We start from the raw sequence: 26520 nt of genomic DNA, 5'->3' as shown, positions 1-26520 counted from the left end.
AGAAGGCTGACAAAGTCAACCTTATTCTATTCTGTTGTTGTGTCCATAAATCCGACATACTTACGTTTTAATAAGTAGCCTTCTAATTGTTTCATTCCTTCAATACCTGTTGAAATAATGATTAACAAACTAGTTCCTCCAAGAGCAACTGCATCTGTCAAACCAAATAAATCTCGGGCTAAGATTGGAATGATGGTAATAAAGCCAAGGAATACTGATCCGACGCTTGCTAAACGACGTAGCAAACGAGACATAAACTCTTCTGTTCCCTTACCAGGGCGAACGCCTGGGATATAGGCACCACTCTTTTGAAGGTTTTCTGCTGTTTTTTCAGGATTGATCTGAACAAACGTATAGAAGAACGTGAAGAGAATGATCAACAAGGCATACATAGCGACACCAGTTGGTGTGTTTGTAGCCAACATGGCTTGGGCTGTTTTCACCCATCCTGCATTGTAACCCATAGCGCTAATTACTTGGAAAATGGCAGCAGGTGCTGCTGTAATCGAACTAGCGAAGATGACAGGAATAACTCCTGCTGGGTTCACTTTTAAAGGAAGGTAAGAACTTGATGGAGCTCCTTGAGCAATCTTAGTATATTGGATTGGAATCTTGTATTGTGCTTGCTCTACAAAGGTTGTAAAGTAAACAATAACCAAGACAGCAAGGATTAATACCCCAACAAAAATGAGGGAATTGGTCATTTGACCAGAACGTACGTTCACAAATGCATTTTCATAGATTTCTTTAATCATCTCAGGAATTGATGACACAATTCCCGCAAAGATAATCATTGAAACACCATTTCCGTATCCTTTATCTGTGATTTGTTCTCCAAGCCAAGTCACAATCATGGAACCGGTCGTCAGAATTGCACCGATTAACAGATAGGTCTTGGTATTAGGAGTTGCAACTAATTTTGCCTGAGACAAGGTGTGGAAGGTCGCTGTAATCCCAATGGATTGAACAAAAGCTAGAACCAAAGAAATATAGCGTGTTGCTTGGTTGAGCTTTCTTCGTCCAACTTCTCCTTGTTTGCCCCATTCAACAAACTTAGGTAACAGATCCATTTGCAAAAGTTGCACGACGATCGAAGCTGTGATGTATGGGCTAACCCCTAATGCGAAAACTGAGAAGTTCCTCATAGCATTCCCAGATACTAAACTGAGCATGTTCAAGAAGGACACATCTTGAAGGTTGTTCAGAATTTTCGCATTTACACCAGGTACTGTAATCGTGGTTCCAATGCGGAAAACAAGAATGATGAAGATCGTAAACAAAATCTTCGACCGAACTTGTTTTACCTTAAATGCATCTTTTAATAATTTAAAAAACATAGGTCACCTCACTTAGATGACTTCAACTGAACCACCTTTAGCAGTGATAGCTTCTTCAGCTGATTTAGAGAATTTAGCTGCTTTAACAGTCAACTTCTTAGTCAATTCTCCGTTACCAAGAATTTTGATACCTGATTTTTCAGCTTTTACAATTCCTGATTCTACAAGTACTACTGGAGTTACTTCAGCACCATCTTCAAAGGCGTTCAATTGATCAAGGTTCACAATAGCATATTCTTTAGCGTTGATGTTTGTAAATCCACGTTTTGGAAGACGACGGAACAATGGAGTTTGTCCACCTTCAAAACCAAGACGTACACCGCCACCGCTACGAGCTTTTTGACCTTTTTGACCACGGCCAGAAGTTTTACCATTACCAGATGAAGTACCACGACCAACACGGTTGCGGACTTTACGTGAACCTGTAGCAGGTTGTAATTCATGAAGTTTCATTATTTATTTTCTCCTCTTTTGTAAATTGCTAACGCATGTAATCAGGAAAAGGTGTCCTAACTACAAACTCGCCTATACTTATATTTAGTTTTAGGGGATGAGAACTTCTCATACCCCTGAAAACTTTGTTTCTATTTTAAATAGATTATTTTACTTCTTCAACTGATACCAAGTGAGATACAGCAGTGATCATACCACGTACTGCTGGGTTATCTTCTTTGATAACAGAGCTGTTCAATTTGCCAAGTCCAAGTGCTACAACAGTTTTACGTTGTGACGGGATGCGTCCGATTGGAGACTTAGTCAAAGTAATTTTAATTTGAGCCATTTGAATCTCCTTTCTTAAGCCAAGTCAGAAACTGAAATACCACGAAGGGCAGCAACTTCATCAGCGCGTTTCAATTGTGCCAAACCGTTAACAGTTGCACGAACGATGTTGATTGGAGTGTTTGATCCAAGTGATTTAGATGTAACATCTGCAATACCTGCCAATTCGACAACGGCACGAACTGCACCACCTGCAGCAACCCCAGCCCCTTCGATAGCTGGTTTCAACAATACACGAGCTCCACCAAACACTGATGTTACTTCGTGTGGAATTGTTGTTCCAACCATAGGAACTTCGATCAAGTTTTTCTTAGCATCTTCAACAGCCTTACGGATTGCTTCTGGAACTTCTTGAGCTTTACCAGTACCAAATCCAACACGGCCATTACGGTCACCAACAACTACAAGAGCTGCAAAACGAAGACGACGTCCACCTTTAACAACTTTTGTAACACGGTTGATGGCAACTACGCGTTCTTCAAGTTCAACTGCATTATCTTTAAATGCCATTTTCTAGTGTCCTCCTATTAGAATTTCAATCCGTTTTCACGAGCTGCATCAGCCAAAGCTTTAACACGTCCGTGATATAGATATCCACCGCGGTCGAACACCACTTCAGAAATACCTTTAGCAACTGCACGTTCAGCAACAAGTTTGCCGACAACAACGGCTTGTTCAGTTTTAGTTCCTTTTGAAACTTCCTTGTCAAGAGTTGAAGCGCTTGCGAGCGTTACACCCGCTACGTCATCAATTACTTGAGCGTAGATGCCTGTATTAGAACGGAATACGTTCAAACGTGGGCGATCAGCAGTTCCAGAGAGTTTTCCGCGAACGCGACGGTGGCGTTTTTGACGGATTTTGTTTTTATCTGGTTTCGAAATCACAATTTTCACCTCTTAATTTTAAAATCATGTGCTAAGCACTGAGTTGGTAAGATGAAGGTTGGTTGAAAAACAACCAAACTACATTATTTACCTGTTTTACCTTCTTTGCGGCGAACGTATTCACCAACATAACGGATCCCTTTACCTTTGTATGGTTCAGGTGAACGAAGGCTACGTACATAAGCAGCTGTTTGACCAACTACCTCTTTTGAAATTCCGCTAACAACGATTGTTGTTGGGTTTGGAAGTTCAAAAGTAATTCCTTCTGGAGCTTCAACTTCGTCTGGGTGTGATTTACCAACAGCCAAAACAAGTTTTGATCCTTGAAGTTGTGCACGGTATCCAACCCCGCGCATTTCAAGTTCTTTCTTGAATCCTTCTGATACACCAGTAACCATGTTGTTCAAAAGGGCACGAGTTGTTCCGTGGATTGTTTTCATTTCTTTTGAATCGTTTGGACGGTGAAGTGTTACTTCAGTACCTTCCACACGGATTTCAATATCTTTTGAGAACGTACGAGTAAGTTCTCCTTTAGGTCCTTTTACAGTTACAACGTTGTCATTGTTAGTGATTTCAACACCAGCAGGCAACACGATAACTTTATTACCAATACGTGACATGTTTTTTATTCTCCTGTTAAATTGTCAGGCCTTTGTGGGCCAGTTTTCACGGGGTTTAAGATACTTATTTAGTTCAAGAGCTGAACTGAACACGCTCTAAGAACTGTGCAAAATAGATAAGTTGGCTTGTTTGTCAACAAACTGCTCCAACTTCCTAATTTTGCTTTGTTCTTTACGAGCTTTGTATCTTGATTTTACCAAACGTAAGCGATAACTTCCCCACCAACATTCTTTTGGCGTGCTTCTTTATCAGTAAGCAAACCTTCAGAAGTTGAAAGGATAGCAATTCCAAGTCCGTTAAGAACTTTTGGAAGATCTTCACGTTTTTTGTAAACACGCAAACCTGGTTTAGATACACGTTTCAAGTTTGTAATAACTTTTTCACCGTTTTGTCCGTATTTCAAGAATACACGGATGATGCCTTGTTTGTCATCTTCGATGAATTCAACGTTTTTTACAAAACCTTCGCGTTTAAGGATTTCAGCAATCCCTTTTTTGATGTTTGATGCAGGTACTTCAAGTACTTCGTGTTTTGCTTGGTTAGCGTTACGAATACGTGTAAGGAAGTCTGCGATTGGGTCAGTCATAACCATTATAATTTCTCCTCTTACTAGTAGTTTGCAAGTTGCACTTGCTAGTTAATGATTGAGCTAGGCTCAGATAGTTTTGATACTTACAAATGAGAATCTCTCATTTGAACACGAGCTACAACCTGTGCAAAAAAGATAGATTTGTTTTGGAGCGGCGCCCCTGCACCAAATCTCCTATTTTTGCTGTGGTTGTTACGCTCTTTGTATCATGCTATTACCAAGATGCTTTTGTGACACCTGGGATTTGACCTTTGTATGCCAATTCACGGAAGCAAACACGGCAAAGTTTAAACTTGCGGTAAACTGAGTGTGGACGTCCACAACGTTCACAGCGAGTGTATGCTTGAGTAGAGAACTTCGCTGGGCGTTTGTTCTTAGCAATCATAGATTTTTTAGCCATTAGTTTTACCTCCTATATTATTTTGCAAACGGCATTCCGAGGCCAGTAAGCAATGCACGTGATTCTTCGTCTGTGTTCGCTGTAGTTACGATTACGATATCCAAACCACGAGTTTTATCAACATCATCAAAGTTGATTTCTGGGAAGATCAATTGTTCTTTCACACCAAGTGTGTAGTTTCCGCGTCCATCAAATGATTTAGTTGGAACACCATGGAAGTCACGTACACGTGGAAGTGAAACTGTTACCAATTTATCCAAGAATTCGTACATACGTTCACCACGAAGGGTAACTTTTGCACCGATCGCAACACCTTCACGAAGACGGAAGCCGGCGATTGATTTTTTAGCCTTAGTGATCAATGGTTTTTGACCTGAGATCAAAGCAAGCTCTTCAGCAGCTTTTTCAAGGTTTTTAGCATTTGATACTGCATCACCAACACCCATGTTCAAAACGATTTTATCAACTTTTGGCACAGCCATAACTGATGAATAGTTGAACTGTTCAGTCAATGATGGTACTACTTCATTAAGGTATTTTTCTTTTAAACGATTAGCCATTATACTTCTCCTTTCCTTCGTGATTAGTCAAGCACTTCGCCTGATTTTTTGTTGTAGCGAACTTTTTTGCCGTCTACAAATTTGTAGCCAACACGTCCAGCAACACCGTTTTTGTCCAAAACTTGAACGTTAGAAGCATGGATTGGAGCTTCTTTTTCAACGATTGCACCTTGAGGGTTTTCGTTATTTGGACGTTGGTGTTTCTTGATGATGTTTACACCTTCTACAACAACTTTATTTACTTTTGGAAGAGCAGTAAGAACAACAGCTTCTACGCCTTTGTCTTTACCAGCGATAACGCGAACTTTGTCGCCTTTTTTTACAAACATTTTATTCTCCTTTTATTCTTACGCCCGATGGGCACCCTGGCTAAGCCAGGGGACTGTGTTTGTTTTTTATTGATTAAAGTACTTCTGGAGCAAGTGACACGATCTTCATGAAACCACCGTCACGCAATTCACGTGCAACTGGGCCAAAGATACGAGTTCCGCGAGGAGTTTTGTCGTCACGGATGATTACTGCTGCATTTTCGTCGAATTTGATGTATGAACCATCTTTACGACGAGCACCTGATTTAGTACGAACGATAACAGCTTTTACAACGTCACCTTTCTTAACCGCACCACCAGGAGTAGCTTGTTTTACTGATGCAACGATTACATCACCGATGCTCGCGAATTTACGTTTTGAACCACCAAGAACTTTGATGGTCAAGATTTCGCGTGCGCCACTGTTGTCAGCGACTTTCAAACGAGTTTCTGTTTGAATCATTTACGTTTTCTCCTTTCAGGTATGATTAGATGATGACCGCTTCTTCAACGACTTCTACAAGACGGAAGCGTTTTGTAGCTGAAAGCGGACGAGTTTCCATGATACGAACGATATCGCCTTCTTTAGCAACATTGTTTTCATCATGAGCTTTGTATTTTTTAGAATAGTTGATACGTTTACCATAGACTGGGTGGTTACGTTTAGTTTCAACTACAACTGTGATTGTTTTGTCCATTTTGTCAGACACAACGCGTCCAACAAGAACTTTACGATTATTGCGTTCCATTGAAATTCTCCTTCCCTAGTCTATTATTTAGCTTCTGATTGAACAGTTTTGATACGAGCGATTTGTTTTTTCACTTCTTTCAAACGTCCAGTTTGTTCCAATTGACCAGCAGCCGCTTGGAAACGAAGTTCAAACAATTCTTTCTTCAATTCATTTTCACGCTTCGCGAGTTCTTCTTGAGAAAGACCACGAAGTTCTTTAACAAATTCTTTTACTTCTGTAAGTTTCATGACCTCTCCTTATTCTGCTTCACGTTTCACAAATTTAGTTTTAACTGGCAATTTGTGGCTAGCAAGACGAAGCGCTTCGCGTGCGATCTCTTCAGATACACCAGCAATTTCGAACATCACTTTACCACGTTTAACTGGTGCTACCCAACCTTCAGGAGCCCCTTTACCAGATCCCATACGTACCCCGATAGCTTTAGCGGTGTATGATTTGTGTGGGAAAATCTTAATCCAAACTTTACCACCACGTTTCATGTAACGAGTCATGGCGATACGAGCAGCTTCGATTTGACGGTTTGTAATCCAGTGGCTAGTCGTAGCTTGAAGACCGTATTCACCGAATGCTACTTCTTTTCCACCTTTTGCTTCACCGCGCATTTTACCACGGAATTCGCGACGGTGTTTTACACGTTTAGGTACTAACATTGGTTATTTACCTCCTTTAGCGTCTTTACGAGCTGGAAGAACTTCACCACGGTAGATCCATACTTTAACACCAAGTTTACCGTAAGTAGTGTCTGCTTCTTCCCAAGCGTAATCGATATCAGCGCGAAGTGTGTGAAGTGGAACAGTTCCTTCAGAGTATCCTTCTGCACGGGCAATATCTGCACCGTTCAAACGACCTGATACTTGAGTTTTGATTCCTTTAGCTCCAGCACGCATAGCACGTTGGATCGCTTGTTTTTGTGCACGACGGAAAGCAACACGTTGTTCCAATTGACGAGCAATTCCTTCACCAACAAGGTGAGCATCCAAGTCAGGACGTTTGATCTCAATGATGTTGATGTGGACTTGTTTACCAGTCAATTTGTTAAGAGCTGCACGAAGTGCATCAACGTTTGCTCCACCTTTACCGATAACCATACCTGGTTTAGCAGTGTGAAGTGAAACGTTAACTTTGTTTACTGCGCGTTCGATTTCAATAGTTGAAACGGCTGCGTCAGCCAATTCTTTTTGAATGAATTTACGGATTGCAAGATCTTCATGAAGGTAATCCGCGTATTCTTTTTCAGCATACCATTTGGCATCCCAATCACGGATGATACCAACACGCATACCAATTGGATGTACTTTTTGACCCACGAGTTTACCTCCTTATTTTTCTGCAACAGCTACTGTGATGTGAGCTGTACGTTTGTTGATTGGTGAAGCTGAACCTTTCGCACGTGGACGGAAACGTTTCATTGTTGGTCCTTCGTTTGCGAATGCTTCAGATACTACCAAGTTAGCTTTTTCCAAACCAAAGTTGTTTTCAGCGTTTGCTACTGCTGAGTTCAACACTTTAAGGATGATTCCTGCAGCTTTGTTTGGTGTGAATGTCAAAATAGCGATGGCATCGGCTACGCTTTTACCACGGATGTTGTCAAGAACAAGACGTGATTTACGAGGTGAAACACGCACTGTACGAGCCATTGCTTTAGCTGAAGTAATTTCTGCCATTTATGTTCTCCTTATTTTCTACGTGTCTTCTTGTCGTCTGCCGCGTGACCTTTGTAAGTACGAGTTGGTGCAAATTCACCAAGCTTGTGACCTACCATGTCTTCTTGGATGTAAACAGGTACATGTTTACGTCCATCATAAACTGCGATAGTGTATCCGATGAAACTTGGGAAGATCGTTGAACGACGTGACCAAGTTTTAATTACTTTTTTCTTTTCGTCGTTTGCTTGAGCTTCAACTTTTTTCATCAAATGCTCATCGACGAAAGGTCCTTTTTTAAGACTACGTCCCATTTTGTAATTTTCTCCTTTAAAATTTAGTACCACAGCGGCTTGCGCTGCTAAGCAGCGCTACCGAGCTGGCGGAAAGTGTAAGCTAGTTGCTTATGATTATTTTTGGTTGCGACGACGAACGATAAGTTTGTCAGATTTCGCTTTCTTGTTACGAGTTTTAAGACCAAGCGCAGGTTTACCCCAAGGAGTAGATGGCGCTTTACGTCCAACTGGTGCTTTACCTTCACCACCACCGTGTGGGTGATCATTCGGGTTCATTACAGAACCACGAACTGTAGGGCGAACACCTTTCCAGCGGTTACGTCCCGCTTTACCAAGGTTTACAAGTCCATGTTGTTCGTTTCCGACAACACCAACAGTAGCACGGCAAGTTCCAAGAATCATACGAACTTCGCCTGATTGAAGACGAACAAGTACATATTTACCTTCAGAACCCAACACTTGAGCAGAAGCTCCAGCAGCACGTACCAATTCTCCACCTTTACCAGGTTTCAATTCGATGTTGTGGATCAAAGTACCAACTGGGATGTTAGCAAGTGGAAGAGCGTTTCCGACTTTGATATCTGCTTCTGGTCCTGATACGATACGTTGACCTACTTCAAGACCTTTAGGGGCAATGATGTAAGCTTTCACACCGTCAGTGTAGTGTACAAGCGCGATGTTAGCTGAGCGGTTTGGATCGTATTCGATCGTTTTAACGACTGCTTCAACTCCATCTTTGTTACGTTTGAAATCGATCAAACGGTAATGACGTTTGTGTCCACCACCTTGGTGACGAACAGTGATACGACCGTTGTTGTTACGACCTGCTTTGTTTTTAAGAGAAACAAGCAAAGTTTTCTCAGGTGTGTTTGTTGTGATTTCAGCGAAATCCAAAGAAGTCATATTACGGCGACCGTTTGTTGTTGGTTTATAAACACGAATTCCCACGATATTTCCTCCTTAGATTATTCAGCTTCAGTAGCAAACAACTCGATTGCTTTAGAATCAGCTGCAAGCGTGATGATAGCTTTTTTAGTTTTTGAAGTAAAACCAGTGTAACGTCCAACGCGTTTTGCTTTAGGTTTTACGTTTACAGTGTTCACATTCGCAACTTTTACACCTTCAAACGCAGCTTCAACAGCTTGTTTGATCAAAAGTTTGTGAGCGCGAGTGTCAACTTCGAATACATATTTGCCTGCTTCAAGTTGAGCCATTGACTTTTCAGTGATAACAGGTTTTTTGATAACATCATACAAATTCATTATGCAAGAACCTCCTCGATTTTAGAGATAGCTGCTTGAGTAACAAGAAGTTTGTCACTATTTGCGATGTCAAGAACACTTGCAGTTGTAGCAGTCGCAACTTTCACGTTTGGAAGGTTACGAGCTGAAAGAGCTGCGAATTCGTTTCCTTCTTCAAGAATAACAAGGACTTTAGAATCGATGCTCAAAGCTGCAAGAACTTTTGCAAATTCAGCAGTTTTTGGAGCTGTAAATTCAAGAGAATCAACGGCTACAAATTTGTTTTCAGCAACTTTTTCTGAGTAAACAGATTTAAGTGCAAGGCGACGAACTTTTTGAGGAAGTTTGTACGCATAGCTACGTGGAGTTGGTCCGAAGACGATTCCACCACCACGCCATTGTGGAGAGCGGATAGAACCTTGACGAGCACGTCCAGTTCCTTTTTGACGCCATGGTTTGCGTCCACCACCTGAAACGGCTGAGCGGTTTTTAACTGCGTGAGTTCCTTGACGAAGGCTAGCACGTTGGCTGATGATCACATCAAATACAACTGCTTGGTTTGGTTCGATACCAAAGATCGCATCGTTAAGAACAACTTCGCCCGCTTGTTTACCAGTTTGGTCGAATAATGTTACATTTGCCATTTTGACTGTATTCCCCTTTCCTTATTATTTACCAGCTTTAACTGCTGACTTGATAGTGATAAGAGATTTCTTAGCACCTGGTACGTTACCTTTGATAAGGATAACGTTCTTTTCTGGAACAACTTGTACAACTTCAAGGTTTTGAATAGTTACACGATCGCCACCCATGCGTCCTGCAAGGTTTTTACCTTTGAATACGCGGTTAGGTGCAACAGGTCCCATAGAACCTGGACGACGGTGGTAACGAGAACCGTGAGCCATAGGTCCACGTGATTGTCCGTGGCGTTTGATAACACCTTGGAAACCTTTACCTTTAGAAGTACCAGTTACATCAACAATGTCTCCAGCTTCGAAAGTGTCAACTGTGATTTCAGCACCAACTTCCAAGCCTTCAACGTTTTTGAATTCACGAATGAAGCGCTTAGGAGCCGTGTTAGCTTTTGCTACATGTCCTTTAGCAGGTTTGTTGCTCAATACTTCGCGTTTGTCATCGAAACCAACTTGGATAGCGTTGTAACCATCTGTTTCAACAGTTTTAACTTGAAGAACAACGTTTGGAGTTGCTTCGATAACTGTTACAGGGATCAATTCGCCAGCTTCAGTGAAGATTTGAGTCATTCCCACTTTTTTCCCTAAGATTCCTTTTGTCATGAGAAAATAGTTCCTTTTCTATAGTTTTTTATTCAAAAAGTTTTTAACGAGCGTTTTTCATGCTCTTGCTCAAGCTTTAGATTAAAGTTTGATTTCTACGTTTACACCACTTGGAAGATCCAATTTCATCAAAGCATCAACTGTTTTTTGAGTTGGGTTGATGATGTCGATCAAACGTTTGTGTGTACGCATTTCGAATTGTTCGCGAGAATCTTTGTATTTGTGAGTCGCACGAATAATTGTGTAGAGGCTACGCTCAGTTGGAAGTGGGATTGGACCCGCAACTTGTGCACCTGTACGAGTAGCTGATTCTACGATTTTTGCAGCCGCTGTGTCGAGTGTACGGTGTTCGTACGCTTTCAAACGGATGCGGATTTTTTTGTTTGCCATCTTTTTCTCCTTTTCGTCTATTTAAGATAATAGGCTAGCTCCACAAGAAAACCGACGCGCGTTGCGTGGCAATGCAACCGAGCGTGTCGCAACCTCTTGCATCAAAGCTAATAGCTGTTTTTCACAGCACCATAGTAGTTTAACACAAACAAAGGCCCAATGCAAGGGATTTGAGAAGTTTTTTTTCGTTTTTTTAATGAAAGTGTTTTCGAAAAATATAGAATGCTAAAATTGTTGCCATTATATAGAAAAAAGTTCTACTTTTCCGTAGAACTTTTTATTCTTTTTCAATACGAAACTGATCTTGTGATGTATTGACCAGGATATCTGCCTCATCTTCCATCGGTTGATAATACTGATGGTATTGTTCTCGTCTGATTTGGTGAGTTCGATAGATGAAGTCCATTTCTCGATTTCGTTGGGCGACGTCTCTGCTTAATCGTCTTTCTAGCTCCGTATGATCATCTGTGTAAAAACAAATGGTTTGATCAAACAAAGACTTGGGTAAAAAAGCCACTGACATCCCTTCTACGATGAGAATAGACTTGTTCCCAGATAATATGTGGCTTGGAGACCATGGCTGATCAATCGTTCGTATATCCATTCCCGCTTGAAGGGCTTGAATATCTCGTTCTAGACTAGCCAATTCGTGGGCACTCGACAGACATGCGGTCACTTTTTGACCTGGGGAGTCTTTTGGCACAACCAATCCTCTTGGTTTTCCAATAATATAGGGATCTGTTTCTAAAAGGTTAACTTTTGTGAGGTCCAATCGTTCACAGAGGGCTTTTGCAAAGATTGTTTTCCCTGACCCTCCATGACCATAGATTCCAAGTGTTCGTAATTCTCCCGATTGTATCTTTTTTACTATGGAGTCTAGTAGTCTTTCACGATCCATCCTAGAAATTCCGTCCTGACTTATTATAGCCATATTTTTCAATGAAATGCTCACGGAATTCCAAGAGATTGTCATCCATGATGGCTTGACGGACCTGCTTCATAAGGTTGATCAAGAAATAGAGGTTGTGGTAGCTTGTCAAGCGAATGCCGAAGGTCTCATCTGCCTTGAGGAGGTGGCGAAGATAAGCTCGGGTGTAATTCTTACAAGTGTAGCAATCACATTCAGGATCCAGCGGTGTAAAATCTTCTGCAAATTGCGCATTTTTCACTACCAGGCGTCCTTGACTAGTCATACAGGTACCGTTTCGAGCAATCCGCGTCGGCAAGACACAGTCAAACATATCCACTCCACGAATAACCCCATCGATCAGACTGTCTGGAGCTCCTACTCCCATGAGATAACGCGGCTTGTTCTCTGGTAAGAGCGGAGTTGTGAAATCAAGTACTGCATTCATCTCTTCATGGCTTTCCCCAACAGCTAACCCACCAATAGAATAACCTGGAAAGTCCATGCTGACCAGATCCTTGGCGGACTGACGGCGCAAGTCTTCAAATCCAGCCCCTTGGACAATCCCGAACAGACCTTGATCATGAGGGCGACGGTGAGCTTTTAGCCCACGTTCTGCCCAACGACTGGTCCGTTCGATTGATTTTTTCACATAATCATAGGGCTGATAGAACTGAGGACATTCATCAAAGGACATCATGATGTCACTGCCTAGATTGTTTTGGATGGAAATAGCCTTTTCTGGAGAAAGGAACATTTTCGAGCCGTTGAGGTGGTTTTTAAAGGTTACCCCTTCTTCAGTAATATTGCGGGTATCCGCTAGTGAATAGACTTGGAAGCCTCCACTATCTGTCAAAATTGGCTGATCCCAGTTCATGAACTGGTGCAGTCCACCTGCTTTTGCGACCAAGTCATCCCCTGGACGAAGCCAGAGATGATAAGTATTAGCCAAAATAATGCCTGAACCCATCTCCTTAAGTTCTTCTGGCGATTGGGTCTTAACGGTTGCCTGAGTTCCTACAGGCATAAACATTGGGGTTGGGAAGGTCCCGTGAGGGGTGATAATTTCTCCCAGACGAGCACCTGTATGCTTCTCTTTTTTGATTAATCGATATTGAATCGGTGAATCTGTCATGGTTACCTCCGTACTGGGAAAGACAGTCCCAGCCTTCTTATTCCTGTCACAGTTTTCCTGTGAGCACCTGTACGATTGTACCAAATTTTACCGGCTCTGTCACGGACTTATGTTATAATAAAAAGTACTACTATGAAGAGAGTGTCATCCATGAACCTTAAATTGATTCGCCTCCGGGCACGTACCATGCAAGTCCAGCAACCGGGCTTAGCTATCCTTTTTGCTCTTCCGGTCCTGTTGACCATTCTTGCTAACTTTCTCTTAAGCGGGCAAGATCTGATCGATCTACTACCGGATATGACCTTGCAGCAAGCAAGTGTCTACATGATCCAGCGGCAGCTCTTTCCTTCTGTTGTCTCCTTTGTCATCTCTATTTTAGTGGTCGGTGCGACTTTTAGCTATTTAGATACGATCAATCCCAAGATCGAACACCGAACACGCGTGTTAGATATCTTTAAACAAGATCGCTTTACCTCTGTATTTGCCACCTTGATCTTGAAGCAAGCCGTCCTCTTTTTATGGGGACTTGTCCTCTATGTAGGGAGTCTCATCAGCACCTACGCCAGCATTCGATTTTTGGCGATCTACGATAAGGTGAGCAATCCTAGCACTTTGAGTGCTTCCAGTCCAGAATTCCAATCTCTCATGCAACAAATGCCTCTGATGACAGCTGGTGTCGTACTGGGCCTTCTCGGCCTCCTCTTTTACCTGCCACAATACTACAGTCTCAGCCTGGTCGAATTGATCCTCTACGAACAACTACGAGACGGCGACTACAAGGGAGCCTTTGGAGTGCTTCGCCAAAGTCGTGAAACCATGAAAGGGTTCCGCAGCAATCGCTTGGTGCTCGATCTAACCTTGATTGGTTGGTACTTCTTGAATTACTTCACGCGCGATGTCATCGGCTTTTATACCATGCCATACTTTATCAACTGCCAAATTGCATTTTATGATCAAATCAAGCAGATCAAACAAGGGCCACGCCATTTTACAGGCCATCCAAGCCATGAAGCTAAATAAGAGTAATAAGAAAACCCCAGTTTCCTGCTGGGGTTTTCTTCTATAATTTTACTGTCAATTTCTTGTCAGTTATACTCCGTATAGGGAGTCCCCGAGGATCAGTCGGGTGTGTTCCCGTTTGATACAGCGGTTCATGACGATATCTTCTCGTCCAGCTCCACGAAGAATCTCTTCTGCTTCTTGATTTTCCAGCTCCAATTGTGCCCAAAAAATCTTCGCATCTGTCTCGATGAAGTCACGCGCCACATCTGGTAAAAATTCACTGCGACGGTATACATCGACGATATCTACTGGGAAAGGAATTTCCTGTAGGCTAGCGTACACCGTTTCTCCAAGGATCTGGCCACCAGCTGCACGAGGGTTAACGGGAATAATCCGATAGCCCCGCTCTTGCATCTCCTTGCTGACACGATGACTGGTCGTGTCTTCACGGTCAGATAATCCAACTACAGCAATGATTTTGCTTGTTTCTAAGTAATGTTTGATAACGCCATCACTAGGATTGCGAAATGAATAAGCCATATGAATCTCCTTTTGTATGCGTTTCCTTTCTTTAAATAGTATAATAATCCGGAGGGCATTGCAAGTGTTTGTCGTTAAAAGCGGTAGGAAACTAAAAAGTCTCCTACCGCTTTCTATTTTGAATAAACTCAATCTTATTTGGCTTCATACCATGTTTTGCCTGCATTCTCATCGGCTTCCAGTGGTACCGCAAGCTCGATAGCGGATTCCATGGTCTCTTTGACGAGTTCTTTGATCGCTGCCAGCTCATCACTTGGTACTTGCAGAACAATTTCATCGTGCACTTGAAGAAGCATCTTGGTCTTGTATGCACCTGCTTCCAAGGCTTGGTCCAAGTGGATCATGGCAATTTTCAAGATATCGGCTGCCGATCCTTGGATCGGTGAGTTGATTGCTGTCCGTTCCGCAAAGCCTCGAACATTGAAGTTGCGAGAATTGATATCTGGAATCTCCCGACGACGCTTGAAGAGAGTTTCTACATAGCCTTTGTCACGCGCTTCCCGTACCACTCTCTCCATATAGTCCTTGATGCCAGGGTAGCGTTCGAAGTAGGTCTCAATGTAGGCTTTGGCTTCTTTTCGACTGATCCCTAGGTTGTTAGACAATCCAAAATCGGAAATTCCATAAACCACGCCGAAGTTTACTGCCTTGGCATTGCGACGGTCATTTGCTGTCACATCTTCTGGTTTTTCAATATTGAAGACGCGCATAGCGGTTGATGTATGGATATCTGCCCCATGCTGAAAGGCATCAATCAAATGCTCATCTCCTGAAATATGGGCCAAGACGCGCAATTCGATTTGTGAATAGTCCGAACTCAGCAAGACACTGTTTTCCTCTTCTGGGACAAAGGCCTTACGAATGAGACGGCCTTGTTCCAAACGGACAGGAATGTTTTGTAGGTTGGGATCCACGCTGGACAAGCGACCTGTCTGCGTCAAATCCTGCACATAGCGGGTATGGATCTTCCCATCTTCCAAAATCCAGTCTTGAAGCCCGATGACATAGGTCGACTGAATCTTAGCAATCTGGCGGTATTCCAAAATCTTAGACACAATCGGTGCAATTGGAGCCAGGCGTTCTAAGACATCAACAGCCGTCGAATAGCCGGTTTTAGTCTTTTTGGTGTATTCAAGAGGGAGTTCCAATTTTTCAAAGAGGATGACCCCCAATTGTTTTGGAGAATTGATGTTGAACTCTTCTCCTGCTAACTCGTAGATTTCTTGGGTCAAGCGTTCCAAAACTGCTTCGTTTTCCACCTGCATGTCTTGGAGGGTCTGGCGCTCTACCTTAATCCCTGCGATTTCCATCTTGGCCAAAACAGCTGCTAGTGGTTGCTCCATATCATAGAGCAGATCTAGTTGGTCGTGAGCTTTTAGTTGCTCCGTCATAGGCACTTCAGTGTCTAGTAAAACAGCGACTTTTCGTGCCAAATGCTCTAATAGGACTGCTTTTTCTGGAATGGCTTTTTTGGCTCCCTTGCCATAAACGACTTCGTCCAGCGGCAGTGCAATCTGACTATAGAGACTCGCAATGGTTGAAATTTCATTGTCCTCTACGGTCGACAAGAGATACTTGGCCAATCGACTGTCAAACGCGGGATTTTGAAGGGTAATATCCAAGTGGCTGAGCAAGACCTTGGCTCGTTTGAAGTCATAGACCTTGAGGGGTGTTTTTTCGAGAAATTCTTTGAAAATCGGTGTTTGTAAAAGACCAGTATCTGTACTCGCGTAGAGCTGACCTTTGGTCCCCCATGCAAAACCGATGATGGGTTCCGTATGGTAATTGTCCCCAAACATCTCAAAATGGAAGAAACTATCTTCCGTGAGCATATCCGAGGTGACTTGCTCGACTTCTGTATAGTCAAGGGCTACAGGAGCCACTTCTTCTCCACTGAGATCCAAGGCTTGGCGGAGTTGCTTGAAGCCCATCTCCTCATAAAACTTGGCGAGATTTTCTAGATGAGGCCCCGTATAGGTGATATCGTCCAGCCCGATCTCAATGGGCGCATTGGTATCAATGGTCGCCAAAGTCTTAGACAGATAGGCCTGTTCCTTATCGTTGATGAGGTTTTCCTTCATCTTAGAAGCCTTCATTTCATCGATATGCTCGTAAATGCCATCGAGAGAGCCGTACTCCAGGAGTAGTTTGATCCCGGTCTTTTCTCCGATCTTAGTAACACCTGGGATATTATCCGACTTATCTCCCATCAAGGCCTTGAGGTCGATAAATTGCTCTGGTGTCAGCCCCATCTTCTCTTTCAGATAGGCTGGAGTGAATTCTTCAAACTCTGCCACTCCTTTTTTTGAGATTTCAACCACCGTATTGTCATCTGTCAGCTGGATCAAATCCTTATCCCCTGAAACAATGGTCACATCAAATGGCACCGAGGTAGTTTCTGCCATCTTATCTAGCGTTCCAATAATATCATCTGCTTCATACTGGGCCAGCTCATAATGGCGGATTCCTAGATGGTCTAATTGCTCGCGAATGAAAGGAAACTGCTCGCGGAACTCATCTGGTGTTTTTGCACGGCCCCCTTTGTAGTCGGCATACATCTCCGTCCGAAAAGTCGTCTTTCCTGCATCAAAAGCAACGAGAACATGGGTTGGTTGGATGCGCTCCAACAGATGGCTCAACATGAGATTAAAGCCATAGACCGCATTGGTATGCAGACCATTGGCATTTTTGAAGCGATCAATTTGATTATAGAGTGCGAAAAAGGCACGAAAAGCGACGGAAGAGCCGTCGATGAGTAACAATTTATTCTTTTTTTCCATAGGCCTATTATACCACGAATCACAAGGTCTCTGGTACATAAAAACTCTACCCTTTCGGGTAGAGCCTTCTTTAGGAGTTTCTTATGAAAAATGAAGAGAAGCGTTTATTCGCCGTAACAAGACCCTTGTTGTGGCAATTTCTTAAAGCGTTTTGGATAATTGACTGAGATTTTCATTTTCTGTACCTCATTTCTTATTGGATGAGTACAGTATACAAGAGAAACCTAAACCATTCCTTATAGAAAGCTTCAAGAAAACTAAAAACGGAGACGCAAAACACGCGGTTGTTTTTGGCTGCAAGCTGGTAATTGAAGATGGAGGCCTGCCTCATCTTGACTCCAAGAAAGGAGCTGGCTTTCTCCAAGGAGCTCTATCTGCCGAATACGCGCATGAAGGATTCTCGGTTGCTTGAGATCATAGGCGAGAGACGGCAAGGTCAGCTCTTCTGTCCGTCCACTTGGTTCTAGCTGGATAGCATAAAGAAGGCCTTCACGCATGGTATAGCGGAAATCTTGGTTGGTATAGAGTGGCACTTGCCCATCTGAGAAGGAACCTTCCTGGGCCTCGGTCGGTCCGTCCGATGACACCCGCCAAGGCCGGCTCTGATAAATGGCTTCTCCGTTTACCGCCAGCCAATCCCCGATCTCTGTAAGGATGTCTTGATCTTGCTCAGGGATGGTGCCATCTGCCTTGGGTCCAATATTGAGCAGAAGATTGCCATTTTTTGCCACAACATCAACTAAATTTTGCAACAATTCCTTGCTGGTCTTGTAGGCTAGATCCTGGGTATAGCACCAAGAATTACGAGCGATCGCGGTATCCATTTGCCACGGAAAGGCTTGCGTCTCCCCGTAGCCTCCCCGCTCCATCTCGACGATTCCTGAACCAAAAGGTAGGGCATCCTGTTTGTAACAAACGGCCACCTTGCGGTCTTCTTGCGCCGCTAGATTGTAATAATAAGCCAAAAAGCGCATCAAGTAAGGACGGAAGCTCTCATGCTGAATCCACCAATCGAAATAAAGGAGCTCTGGCGGATAATCCCGCACCAGTTCACAGGTTCGCAACAGCCAATCTTCCAAGAATTCTTTACTTGGATAAGGCTTAGAAGTGAGATTAAAATGATCCTTCGGTTCTGGCTCTGCTGGCCAATAAAGGCTGTCTCTTGGAACTTCTTGTGGAATATCACTAGGAAACTCCTTGCCATGCGAAAAGAAAAACTGGTGCTCTGCCCGGTGAGAGGACGTACAGAAGTGTAGACCACGTTTTTCTGCTTCCGCTCTCAGTTCTCCTAAGACATCTCGTCTCGGTCCCATTTCTAGGCTATTATAAGGCGAGAGATTAGAGGCATACATCTGAAAACCATCGTGGTGCTCCGCAACTGGGAAAAGATACTGAGCGCCTGCTTTTTGAAAGAGATCCAGCCAAGATGCCGGATCAAATCGATCCGCTGTAAAGAGAGGAATGAGATCCTTGTAACCCAAGCTAGCCTGATCTCCAAAATGCTCTCGATGGTAGTGATAGCAAGGATTCCCTTGGATATACATATTTCGTGAATACCACTCTGATCCAAAGGCAGGTACACTGTAGACGCCCCAGTGGATAAATATTCCAAATTTGGCATCCCGATACCAGTCTGGACAGACTTGATGGCTAAGAGAGCCCCAGCTTGGTTCATAAGGACCTGACTGGACAACTTGATCAATCTCTGCAAGGCTTATCATTCTCTTCTCCTCTTTTCTTGTTACTACCTCTATTGTAACGAGAAACCCTCGTTTGTAAAGATAAACGAGGGGAATGGTTAAAATAGTAGACAAAGAGCTTGATCTAGGAGAATCGAGCCAATTACAAGTAGAATAGACCTGCTAGCCCTTCACTGCTTGAGAAATAAAATGAGCGATGGCATCTGTCTCCCCTTTGTGGAGAGCCTTAACGATTTTGGACCCCACAATAACCCCATCTGATACCTGGTTAAAACGGTGAACATCCTCCATGCTGGAAACTCCAAAACCTGTCAAAACAGGGATCGAAGCTATTTCGTGTAATTGGACCAAGTGCTGGTCCAGATCTTCTCGATAGCTACCAGCTTTCCCCGTCACTCCATTCACCGCTACGGCATAGATAAAGCCTTCCGCATCTTGGATCAATTTCTTCTGACGATCGATTCCTGTCGTTAAACTCACCAGTGGAACCAAAGCGATGTCTGTATCTGCTAATAAAGGTTCTACCAGATCCGCATGCTCATGAGGAAGATCCGGAATAATCACGCCTTTAACAGCCGTTCCGTCTAAATCTCTAAAGAAGTTTTCGAGCCCATATTGGAACAAGGGGTTAAAATAGGTCATGATGACCAAAGGAACAGTTGTCTCTAAGCGCTGGATCGTTTGTACCAGACCTTCTGTCGTCGTCCCATGGGCTAAACTTCGTAACCCTGCCTCTTCAATCACAGGGCCATCTGCCACTGGATCTGAAAAAGGAATGCCAACTTCAATGGCTGAGACACCAAGATCTTCCAAAAATTGGATGGTTTCCTGCAAACCTGCTAAGCCTTTTTCATGATCTCCTGCCATGATATACGGAACAAAGATCCCTCGTTGCTGGTCTTTCAGCTTTTGTAAATGCTCTGTTAAGGTCTTTCCCATCTTACTCCCCTCTCTCTTGTTCTAGGCGGTCTTTGACTTGTACCACATCTTTGTCCCCACGACCTGACAAGCAAACGATCATGGATTTTTCAGGTCCCATCTCCTTGGCCAATTTCACCGCATAGGCGATAGCATGGCTCGATTCCAGGGCTGGAATGATTCCCTCTACTTTTGAAAGCAATTGAAAAGCTTCTAGGGCTTCTTGGTCTGTCACAGGCACATAGGTTGCCCGCTTGATTTCATGGAAATAAGAATGCTCTGGCCCAATTCCTGGGTAATCGAGACCTGCTGAAATCGAGAAGGCTTCTAATATCTGTCCATGGGCATCCTGTAAAACATCCATCAAGGCTCCGTGAAGGACTCCCGGGCGCCCCTTGGTCAAGGTTGCTGCATGCTGGTCTGTATCTACTCCAAGTCCGGCAGCTTCCGCACCATACATGGCAACAGATGTATCCTCTACAAAAGGATAGAAGAGACCAATGGCGTTCGATCCACCTCCTACACAAGCTAGGACGGCATCTGGCAGAGCCCCGTCATTTTGCTCTGCAAATTGGCGTTTAGCTTCCCTGCCAATGACACTCTGAAAATCACGGACAATCTCTGGGAATGGATGAGGTCCTAGAGCAGATCCCATGATATAGTGGGTATCTTCCACGTTTGCTACCCAGGCTCTAAGGGCAGCATTGACTGCATCCTTGAGGACACGCGACCCATCTGTTACCGATTGAACCTTTGCCCCCAACAACTCCATCCGAAAGACATTAAGGGCTTGGCGTTTGACATCTTCTTCCCCCATGTAGATGATACATTCCATATCAAATAAAGCAGCAGCCGTTGCCGTTGCAACACCATGCTGTCCGGCCCCTGTTTCTGCGATGATCTTCTTTTTACCCATTCGGTGTGCCAGCAAAACCTGTCCTAGAGCATTATTAATTTTATGAGCCCCCGTATGGTTGAGATCTTCTCTTTTTAGAAAAATCTTGGCTCCGCCGACATACTTGGTTAGATTCTTGGCGTAATAGAGCGGTGTTTCCCGACCGACATATTGTTTCAGAAGCTGATCCAATTCTTCTTGAAAAGAAGGATCTGCTTGACTTTCTCTGTAGGCTTCTTCTAATTCTAAAACTGCTGTCATCAAGGTTTCAGGGACAAATCGTCCCCCGAACCGTCCGTAAAATCCGTTTTGATCTGGTTGTTTATATGCCATACTTGACCCTTTCTATAAATCGTTTTATCTTTTCTTTATCTTTTTTTCCATTTGTCTCGACCCCACTGGATACATCCACCGCATAAGGATGAAAGAAGCAAATAGCATCTGCTACATTATCTTCCGTCAAGCCTCCTGCAATAAAGAAGGGCTTTGTGACGTTTTGACTTTCGAGCTCTTGCCAGTTAAAAGTCTCTCCGCTTCCTGCTACAGGAGCATCAAAGAGCAGATAATCGGCACCGGTCTCAGGTAGAGCGATGTCTTTTCCCACTTGAACAGCGCGAATCGTTTGTTGGGGAAGCTCTTGCAATATGGTATCATCCATCGGTCCATGCACTTGTATCAGGTCCAAGCCCACAACTTGGCAAGCTTTCTCCACTTCTTCTCTTTGCGGGGATACAAAAACTCCGACTTTTTGAACTCTCTCTGGAATCCCTGTAGCCAACTGCCGGGCTTGCTCTAGTGTCACTTGCCGTTTGCTTGGTGCAAAGACAAAACCAATGTAATCCGCACCTGCCTCAACAGCCGTCTGGACAGCTTCTGGGGTGGATAATCCGCAAATTTTAACCTTTGTCAATCTGCAACTCCTTTACTTTTTCAGCCACATTGTCTGCCTTCATGAGGGCTGTCCCAACAAGAATGCCATTAAAATAAGGAGCGAGCATGCGCGCATCTGCTGCTGTAAAAATAGCAGACTCCGAGATGTAAACCGGTTCTTGTTCAAAGCTTGTCGCCAATTCAAGGCTAGTATGAAGATCTGTCTCAAAGGTCACCAAGTTGCGGTTATTGACCCCTATGATCTGAGCCCCAATCCGGTGAGCCACCTCTAGTTCTGTCAGATTATGGGTCTCCACCAAGACCTCCAGGCCAAGATGGGTCGCAAACTCATAGAGCTCTTTCAGACGAGCCTCTGATAAGGCTGCAACAATCAACAAGATTACGGTCGCCCCTGCGTTTCGCGCCCGAATCACTTGCTTTTCATCCACAATAAAATCTTTATTGAGGGTGGGGATACGTACTTGACTAGATATTTCCCGGAGATACTCGATACTGCCCTTGAAAAAAACTTGATCGGTCAAGACAGAAATCATCACGGCCCCATTTTCTTCGTAAGTCTTAGCCTGCGCAACGATATCCACATCCACATGAATATCCCCCAAACTCGGGCTAGCCTTTTTCACCTCAGCAATGACCTGAAGCTTTTCTGGATGACTCTTTAGATAATCATACAAGCGGTAAGTTTGTCGCAAAGGTTGGAGTTTCTCTTCTTTCATCCTAGCCACTTCACGCGCTTTTTCCTTTAGAATCTTTGGCAAGAATTCTTGACTCATTTTTGATACTCCTGTAATAATCTCAATTTCTCAAGGGCAGCCCCACTGGCAATCACCTCACGTGCCAAGGCAATCCCCTCCTTGATAGAATCCACCTTGCCATTGGCATAAAAACCAAGGCCAGCATTTAAGACCGTCACCTCTAAGAAGGGACTCGCTTCATTCTTCAAGACACTGAGCAAAATTTCCGCATTCCGTTTGGCATCCCCACCACGTACTTGATCAATTTCGATGCGCTCCATTCCCAAATCTTCTGGTTGAAAGCTGGATAAGGTCACCTGTCCATTTTCCAGAATAGCAAGCTGGGTTTCTCCATCGAGGCCTGCCTCGTCCAAACCTTGTGGTCCACTCACTACCACTGCGCGTTTTCGACCCAAATTTTTTAATATCTCCGCTGTACTTTCCAGCATATCCGGACGACTGGTTCCCAATAGTTGGGTTTCTAAAGGAATCGGATTAATGAGGGGACCGGTCAAATTCATCACCGTCGGAACTCCTAGTGCCAAGCGAGCTGGCATAATATAGCGCATGCCTGGATGCAGATTTTTGGCAAATAGAAAGACAATGCCAGCCTTTTCAAAAACTTGTCCCAAATCTTCTGGACCCAAATCAAGGTTAATCCCTAGAGCTTCTAAGACATCTGCCGAACCTGATTTAGAAGAGATCGAGCGATTCCCATGTTTTGCCATCTTGACACCACCACCAGCGAGGACGAAGGCAGCTGTGGTTGAAATATTGAAACTATAGGAACGATCGCCCCCCGTCCCACAATTGTCCATGGCTTCTTGAACTCCTGTGGGAATAGCGACCGCATGGGCCTGCATCACTTTTGCAATAGCCGTCCGCTCTTCAATCGTTTCCCCCTTCATTTTGAGACCTAGCAGAAGGGCCGTCACCTGCGCCTCTGAAGCACGACCAGCGACGACTTCTTCCATGGCCGCTTCTAATTCTGCAGCGGTTAGATCTTTTCCTTCCGCTACCTTTGCAAGCACTTGTTTCATCTTCCGCTCCTTGACAAGTTTGACAAAATTTTCGATGGTCTTGAGCCCATCAGGCGTCCCGATACTTTCTGGATGGTATTGAAACCCATAGATCGGTAGGCTACGATGCTGAATCCCCATAATCGCTTGATCATCCGTCGTCCGAGAGGTAATGACAAAATCCTCTGGCATATCTTCAATTGTAAGCGAATGGTAGCGCATGACTGGAACTTCTTTTGCGACATCAGCATAGAGCGGAGAGGGAGCTTCTAGCCGGATCTGGCTTTGTTTGCCATGCATGACCTGAGGGGCCAATCCCAAGCGTCCTCCAAAAACTTCTGCAATCGCTTGATGTCCCAAGCAGATCCCCAAGATTGGTTTAACCCCCGCGAAATCTCGGATCATCTCCTCCATCTTGCCCGCATCCTTTGGCCACCCCGGACCTGGAGAAAAGACCAAGGCATCTGCTTCTTGGGCGACTTGGTACAAGTTCGCATCATCATTTCGAAGCACCTGAACCTCATCAAATTTTCCGATATACTGCGCTAAATTGTAGGTAAATGAATCGTAATTATCAACTAATAAAATCATCCTTCTTCTCCAATCCTTGTCATCGATTTTGCCTTATTGATGGTTTCTTGGTATTCATTTTCAGCAATCGAATCATAAACGATTCCTGCTCCGGCCTGCACATAAGCCTTCTTATTTTTGAGGATCATGGTTCGAATGGCAATAGCAAAATCAAGATCCCCCGTCACAGAGAGATAGCCAATAGCCCCCGCGTAGACGCCTCTTTTCTCTTTCTCTGCTTCATAGATCCGCTTCATGGCTCGGATTTTCGGAGCACCCGAAACGGTCCCAGCAGGAAGAGTTGCCTTCAGAGCCTCAATAGAGGCTAGCCCCGGAAGTAATTGCCCCTTGACCACACTGGTCAGGTGCATGACATAACGAAAGAATTCCACTTCCATATATTTGGTCACTTCAACTGACCCATTTTGAGCGATACGACCAATATCATTTCGCCCTAGATCCACCAACATGCGGTGTTCTGCGACTTCTTTAGGATCTCCTGTCAAATCAGCTGCCAACTGCCGATCAGCCTCTTCATCGATCCCTCTGGGACGCGTGCCGGCAATAGGGTTAGTCGTCACCACTCGATCCTTGACCGATACCAGACTTTCTGGACTAGCACCGATAATTTGGTACTCCCCAAAATCATAAAAGTAGAGATAGTTCAAAGGATTAGTCACACGCAAATTGCGGTAATAATCTAGCGGTTTCCCCGAAAAATCAGCTGAAAAACGTTGACTGAGCACACATTGGAACATATCTCCTTTTCGAATATAATCCCGCGCTAGGGCCACCATTTCCTCAAACTCTTTTTGTTCCAAATGATTGTGGAAATGAAGAGCATGCAAATCCTTGTTCTGAAACTCTTCCTTTGCGGGCCTTGCCAACTGCTCTAACACTTGCTCCAGACTCGACGCTTGCTCTGCTTCACTTCGCCCACTATACAGGTTCTCTTCCACCACATAGACTTTTTCCTTTTTGTGGTCAAAAATCACATAGCTTTCATATAAGAAAAAGTGGAGATCTGGAGTGCCGATCGTATCTTCAGGAATAGAGCCAATATTCTCATAGAGGCCAATCAAGTCATAGCCGACAAATCCAATCGCCCCACCGTTAAAGGGAAGCTCTTCTGAAGTTTTCGTTTTGACTGTGATGCGATTCAAAAAGTTCAAAGGATCCTCTTCGACAATCTGATCATTGTAATAGAGAATGCCATGTTCAAACTTGACTTCACTGACTGGCCGATAGGCTACAATTGAAAAACGCGCATTCTCTTTTTCACGAGGGATCGACTCCAAAATCATTTTATGGGGCGCATCCAAACGCATATAAGCCAAAATTGGACTCAAAACATCAGCAGATAAAACTTTTTTCATATTAGAAACCTCTCTTCTAAAACCCTTCTGTTCTAATGAATTCAACTGAGCCCTGCTTCGCTTGCTAAGGCTATCAAGGATATCCCACGCTCAATTTTCGCTTTGGGATCAATGTGCCTAAGCTCGCTGCGCTTGCTAAGGCTTTCAAGGGTATCCCACGCTCAAATGTCGCTTTGGGATCAATGTGCCTAAGCTCGCTGCGCTTGCTAAGGCACATAGAAAAGCCCTCACACAAAAACTGTGTGAGGGCGTAGTGTCCGCGGTGCCACCTCTTTTATAGGGAAAAATAGCTGGTCTTTCCCCATATCTCTATCTCCTCTAACAAGGAGTTGCACGGTAAGGGGTGCCAACCGAATTCACATGGGTTAGAATTCATTGATCATAACAGTCCAATTTTCATCAGTCGCTATTGCTTGTTCGCAATTCCCACAAGCTCCCTGAAAATAGCCGACTCATTACTTTTCTGTTGCTACCATTATAACCCTTTTTCTTCGAAAGTCAATAAAATTTTTAGTCTTTTTTTATACTTTTTTCTACACTTATTTAATAAAATCAGCCAAAAGATCCCTAGCGAAACGTCTTTTTTATCCCAAAAATAGGATACTCAACAAAGTCAAAATTGCAGGACCGCCTTGAGTCAAGATAATCTTTTTATTGGCTATCATCGCACCGTAAGCCGCTGCTCCAATAATAAAGAGCACAAAAATCGTAACGACTTCAATATTTTTGGACACAAACAATCCATACAAGAGGAAGACACCGATCAAGGCATTGTATATCCCTTGATTTTTAAATAAAGAGGTCACAGATGGACGAGCGAGTTCTTCTTTCTCCATGTTGAAAACCCGACTGGTGGTATCAGATGTGGTTCGGATACTCTCCAAATAAAATATGTATAAATGCTCCAGTGCAGCAAGACTTGCTAAAACAATTGTTAGTAATGACATCGTAGATTCT

35 protein-coding genes and 1 pseudogene are annotated in these 26520 nt (G+C 43.8%); 1 reads left to right on the top strand and 35 read right to left on the bottom strand.

From position 1 onward, the window contains the following. Window positions 1-26: 26 nt before the first annotated feature. The 24 genes from secY to tgt all read right to left on the bottom strand — a co-directional run bounded on the left by secY (window position 27) and on the right by tgt (window position 13138). A complete protein-coding gene (secY, locus tag ACVC7Q_RS08380) occupies window positions 27-1337 on the bottom strand; it encodes a preprotein translocase subunit SecY (RefSeq protein ID WP_023920186.1) in 1311 nt (436 codons plus the stop codon). Window positions 1338-1349: 12 nt separating this feature from the next. Next, on the bottom strand, window positions 1350-1790 hold the full coding sequence (gene rplO / locus ACVC7Q_RS08375; protein WP_003002405.1) for a 50S ribosomal protein L15: 441 nt from the start codon (window positions 1788-1790) through the stop codon (window positions 1350-1352). A 145-nt stretch (window positions 1791-1935) separates the two neighbouring features. Then, window positions 1936-2118 carry a 50S ribosomal protein L30 gene (rpmD, locus tag ACVC7Q_RS08370; RefSeq protein ID WP_447265526.1) on the bottom strand — a complete coding sequence of 61 codons (183 nt, stop codon included), beginning with the start codon at window positions 2116-2118 and terminating at the stop codon, window positions 1936-1938. Window positions 2119-2132: 14 nt separating this feature from the next. Next, window positions 2133-2627, bottom strand: coding sequence for a 30S ribosomal protein S5 (gene rpsE, locus ACVC7Q_RS08365; RefSeq protein WP_003009617.1), 495 nt, complete (start codon window positions 2625-2627; stop codon window positions 2133-2135). A gap of 17 nt (window positions 2628-2644) precedes the next feature. Continuing rightward, the gene (gene rplR / locus ACVC7Q_RS08360) at window positions 2645-3001 is read right to left on the bottom strand and encodes a 50S ribosomal protein L18 (RefSeq protein WP_003010871.1); all 357 of its coding nucleotides are present in this window, start codon (window positions 2999-3001) and stop codon (window positions 2645-2647) included. Window positions 3002-3084: 83 nt separating this feature from the next. After that, window positions 3085-3621, bottom strand: a complete 537-nt coding sequence (gene rplF / locus ACVC7Q_RS08355; RefSeq protein WP_003010839.1) for a 50S ribosomal protein L6 — start codon at window positions 3619-3621, stop codon at window positions 3085-3087. A 194-nt stretch (window positions 3622-3815) separates the two neighbouring features. Beyond that, entirely contained in the window at window positions 3816-4214 is a 399-nt protein-coding gene (rpsH, locus tag ACVC7Q_RS08350; RefSeq protein WP_003010897.1) for a 30S ribosomal protein S8, read from the bottom strand. A 211-nt stretch (window positions 4215-4425) separates the two neighbouring features. Next, window positions 4426-4611, bottom strand: a complete 186-nt coding sequence (locus ACVC7Q_RS08345) for a type Z 30S ribosomal protein S14 (RefSeq protein ID WP_001085699.1) — start codon at window positions 4609-4611, stop codon at window positions 4426-4428. 17 nt (window positions 4612-4628) lie between these two features. After that, a complete protein-coding gene (gene rplE, locus ACVC7Q_RS08340; protein WP_003009606.1) occupies window positions 4629-5171 on the bottom strand; it encodes a 50S ribosomal protein L5 in 543 nt (180 codons plus the stop codon). Window positions 5172-5194: 23 nt separating this feature from the next. Beyond that, window positions 5195-5500: a 50S ribosomal protein L24 gene (gene rplX / locus ACVC7Q_RS08335; protein WP_003002315.1), complete on the bottom strand. Its 306-nt coding sequence runs from the start codon at window positions 5498-5500 to the stop codon at window positions 5195-5197. Window positions 5501-5573: 73 nt separating this feature from the next. Continuing rightward, window positions 5574-5942: a 50S ribosomal protein L14 gene (gene rplN / locus ACVC7Q_RS08330; RefSeq protein ID WP_003002384.1), complete on the bottom strand. Its 369-nt coding sequence runs from the start codon at window positions 5940-5942 to the stop codon at window positions 5574-5576. Window positions 5943-5967: 25 nt separating this feature from the next. Beyond that, on the bottom strand, window positions 5968-6228 hold the full coding sequence (gene rpsQ, locus ACVC7Q_RS08325) for a 30S ribosomal protein S17 (protein ID WP_000440801.1): 261 nt from the start codon (window positions 6226-6228) through the stop codon (window positions 5968-5970). Between the two features lie 23 nt (window positions 6229-6251). Beyond that, complete coding sequence (rpmC, locus tag ACVC7Q_RS08320) at window positions 6252-6458, bottom strand: 50S ribosomal protein L29 (protein ID WP_003002350.1); 207 nt, start codon at window positions 6456-6458, stop codon at window positions 6252-6254. A 9-nt stretch (window positions 6459-6467) separates the two neighbouring features. Further along, window positions 6468-6881, bottom strand: a complete 414-nt coding sequence (gene rplP, locus ACVC7Q_RS08315; protein WP_000960947.1) for a 50S ribosomal protein L16 — start codon at window positions 6879-6881, stop codon at window positions 6468-6470. A gap of 3 nt (window positions 6882-6884) precedes the next feature. Next, window positions 6885-7538 (bottom strand): 30S ribosomal protein S3, encoded by a 654-nt coding sequence (gene rpsC / locus ACVC7Q_RS08310; protein WP_003002336.1) that lies wholly within the window; start codon window positions 7536-7538, stop codon window positions 6885-6887. 12 nt (window positions 7539-7550) lie between these two features. Next, window positions 7551-7895: a 50S ribosomal protein L22 gene (gene rplV / locus ACVC7Q_RS08305; RefSeq protein ID WP_000818139.1), complete on the bottom strand. Its 345-nt coding sequence runs from the start codon at window positions 7893-7895 to the stop codon at window positions 7551-7553. 11 nt (window positions 7896-7906) lie between these two features. Then, on the bottom strand, window positions 7907-8188 hold the full coding sequence (gene rpsS / locus ACVC7Q_RS08300) for a 30S ribosomal protein S19 (RefSeq protein ID WP_000533766.1): 282 nt from the start codon (window positions 8186-8188) through the stop codon (window positions 7907-7909). A gap of 96 nt (window positions 8189-8284) precedes the next feature. Continuing rightward, complete coding sequence (rplB, locus tag ACVC7Q_RS08295) at window positions 8285-9118, bottom strand: 50S ribosomal protein L2 (protein WP_000512900.1); 834 nt, start codon at window positions 9116-9118, stop codon at window positions 8285-8287. A 17-nt stretch (window positions 9119-9135) separates the two neighbouring features. Continuing rightward, entirely contained in the window at window positions 9136-9432 is a 297-nt protein-coding gene (locus ACVC7Q_RS08290) for a 50S ribosomal protein L23 (RefSeq protein WP_003009593.1), read from the bottom strand. Continuing rightward, window positions 9432-10055, bottom strand: coding sequence for a 50S ribosomal protein L4 (gene rplD, locus ACVC7Q_RS08285; RefSeq protein WP_003009591.1), 624 nt, complete (start codon window positions 10053-10055; stop codon window positions 9432-9434). The genes ACVC7Q_RS08290 and rplD overlap by 1 nt, the downstream gene beginning before the upstream one ends. A gap of 24 nt (window positions 10056-10079) precedes the next feature. Continuing rightward, window positions 10080-10706 (bottom strand): 50S ribosomal protein L3, encoded by a 627-nt coding sequence (gene rplC / locus ACVC7Q_RS08280; protein WP_003010846.1) that lies wholly within the window; start codon window positions 10704-10706, stop codon window positions 10080-10082. Window positions 10707-10787: 81 nt separating this feature from the next. Continuing rightward, the gene (gene rpsJ, locus ACVC7Q_RS08275; protein ID WP_003009585.1) at window positions 10788-11096 is read right to left on the bottom strand and encodes a 30S ribosomal protein S10; all 309 of its coding nucleotides are present in this window, start codon (window positions 11094-11096) and stop codon (window positions 10788-10790) included. Between the two features lie 277 nt (window positions 11097-11373). Beyond that, complete coding sequence (locus tag ACVC7Q_RS08270) at window positions 11374-11994, bottom strand: uridine kinase family protein (RefSeq protein ID WP_447265525.1); 621 nt, start codon at window positions 11992-11994, stop codon at window positions 11374-11376. A 1-nt stretch (window position 11995) separates the two neighbouring features. Further along, on the bottom strand, window positions 11996-13138 hold the full coding sequence (gene tgt / locus ACVC7Q_RS08265; protein ID WP_447265524.1) for a tRNA guanosine(34) transglycosylase Tgt: 1143 nt from the start codon (window positions 13136-13138) through the stop codon (window positions 11996-11998). A gap of 150 nt (window positions 13139-13288) precedes the next feature. Here tgt and ACVC7Q_RS08260 point away from each other — a divergent pair, with 150 nt between their 5' ends. Beyond that, window positions 13289-14158, top strand: coding sequence for a DUF975 family protein (locus tag ACVC7Q_RS08260; RefSeq protein ID WP_447265523.1), 870 nt, complete (start codon window positions 13289-13291; stop codon window positions 14156-14158). A 69-nt stretch (window positions 14159-14227) separates the two neighbouring features. On the opposite strand, the gene ACVC7Q_RS08255 is transcribed toward ACVC7Q_RS08260, so the two are convergent. From ACVC7Q_RS08255 to ACVC7Q_RS08205, 11 genes and pseudogenes are all read right to left on the bottom strand, one after another. Then, the gene (locus tag ACVC7Q_RS08255) at window positions 14228-14680 is read right to left on the bottom strand and encodes a CoA-binding protein (RefSeq protein ID WP_447265522.1); all 453 of its coding nucleotides are present in this window, start codon (window positions 14678-14680) and stop codon (window positions 14228-14230) included. A gap of 134 nt (window positions 14681-14814) precedes the next feature. Further along, window positions 14815-17460, bottom strand: a complete 2646-nt coding sequence (gene polA / locus ACVC7Q_RS08250; RefSeq protein WP_447265521.1) for a DNA polymerase I — start codon at window positions 17458-17460, stop codon at window positions 14815-14817. Window positions 17461-17717: 257 nt separating this feature from the next. Next, complete coding sequence (locus tag ACVC7Q_RS08245; RefSeq protein ID WP_447265520.1) at window positions 17718-19181, bottom strand: alpha-L-fucosidase; 1464 nt, start codon at window positions 19179-19181, stop codon at window positions 17718-17720. A gap of 141 nt (window positions 19182-19322) precedes the next feature. Then, window positions 19323-20099, bottom strand: a complete 777-nt coding sequence (gene trpA / locus ACVC7Q_RS08240; RefSeq protein WP_447265519.1) for a tryptophan synthase subunit alpha — start codon at window positions 20097-20099, stop codon at window positions 19323-19325. 1 nt (window position 20100) lies between these two features. Further along, window positions 20101-21306: a tryptophan synthase subunit beta gene (trpB, locus tag ACVC7Q_RS08235; RefSeq protein ID WP_447265518.1), complete on the bottom strand. Its 1206-nt coding sequence runs from the start codon at window positions 21304-21306 to the stop codon at window positions 20101-20103. After that, window positions 21296-21883 (bottom strand): phosphoribosylanthranilate isomerase, encoded by a 588-nt coding sequence (locus tag ACVC7Q_RS08230; protein WP_447265517.1) that lies wholly within the window; start codon window positions 21881-21883, stop codon window positions 21296-21298. Before ACVC7Q_RS08230 ends, trpB begins: the two co-directional genes overlap by 11 nt. Further along, window positions 21870-22637, bottom strand: coding sequence for an indole-3-glycerol phosphate synthase TrpC (trpC, locus tag ACVC7Q_RS08225; protein ID WP_447265516.1), 768 nt, complete (start codon window positions 22635-22637; stop codon window positions 21870-21872). Before trpC ends, ACVC7Q_RS08230 begins: the two co-directional genes overlap by 14 nt. Beyond that, window positions 22634-23638: an anthranilate phosphoribosyltransferase gene (gene trpD / locus ACVC7Q_RS08220; protein WP_447265529.1), complete on the bottom strand. Its 1005-nt coding sequence runs from the start codon at window positions 23636-23638 to the stop codon at window positions 22634-22636. The genes trpC and trpD overlap by 4 nt, the downstream gene beginning before the upstream one ends. A 9-nt stretch (window positions 23639-23647) precedes the next feature. Beyond that, window positions 23648-24208 (bottom strand): annotated as a pseudogene (locus ACVC7Q_RS08215) (aminodeoxychorismate/anthranilate synthase component II); the annotation flags it as partial. Continuing rightward, a complete protein-coding gene (gene trpE / locus ACVC7Q_RS08210; protein WP_447265515.1) occupies window positions 24205-25563 on the bottom strand; it encodes an anthranilate synthase component I in 1359 nt (452 codons plus the stop codon). The pseudogene ACVC7Q_RS08215 and the gene trpE, both read right to left, overlap by 4 nt. 584 nt (window positions 25564-26147) lie before the next feature. Then, the gene (locus ACVC7Q_RS08205) at window positions 26148-26510 is read right to left on the bottom strand and encodes a DUF1304 domain-containing protein (RefSeq protein ID WP_447265514.1); all 363 of its coding nucleotides are present in this window, start codon (window positions 26508-26510) and stop codon (window positions 26148-26150) included. Window positions 26511-26520: the final 10 nt, after the last annotated feature.

The sequence above is a fragment of the Streptococcus sp. W151 genome, assembly GCF_053010205.1.
This window is presented reverse-complemented; position numbering and strand designations above follow the sequence as displayed.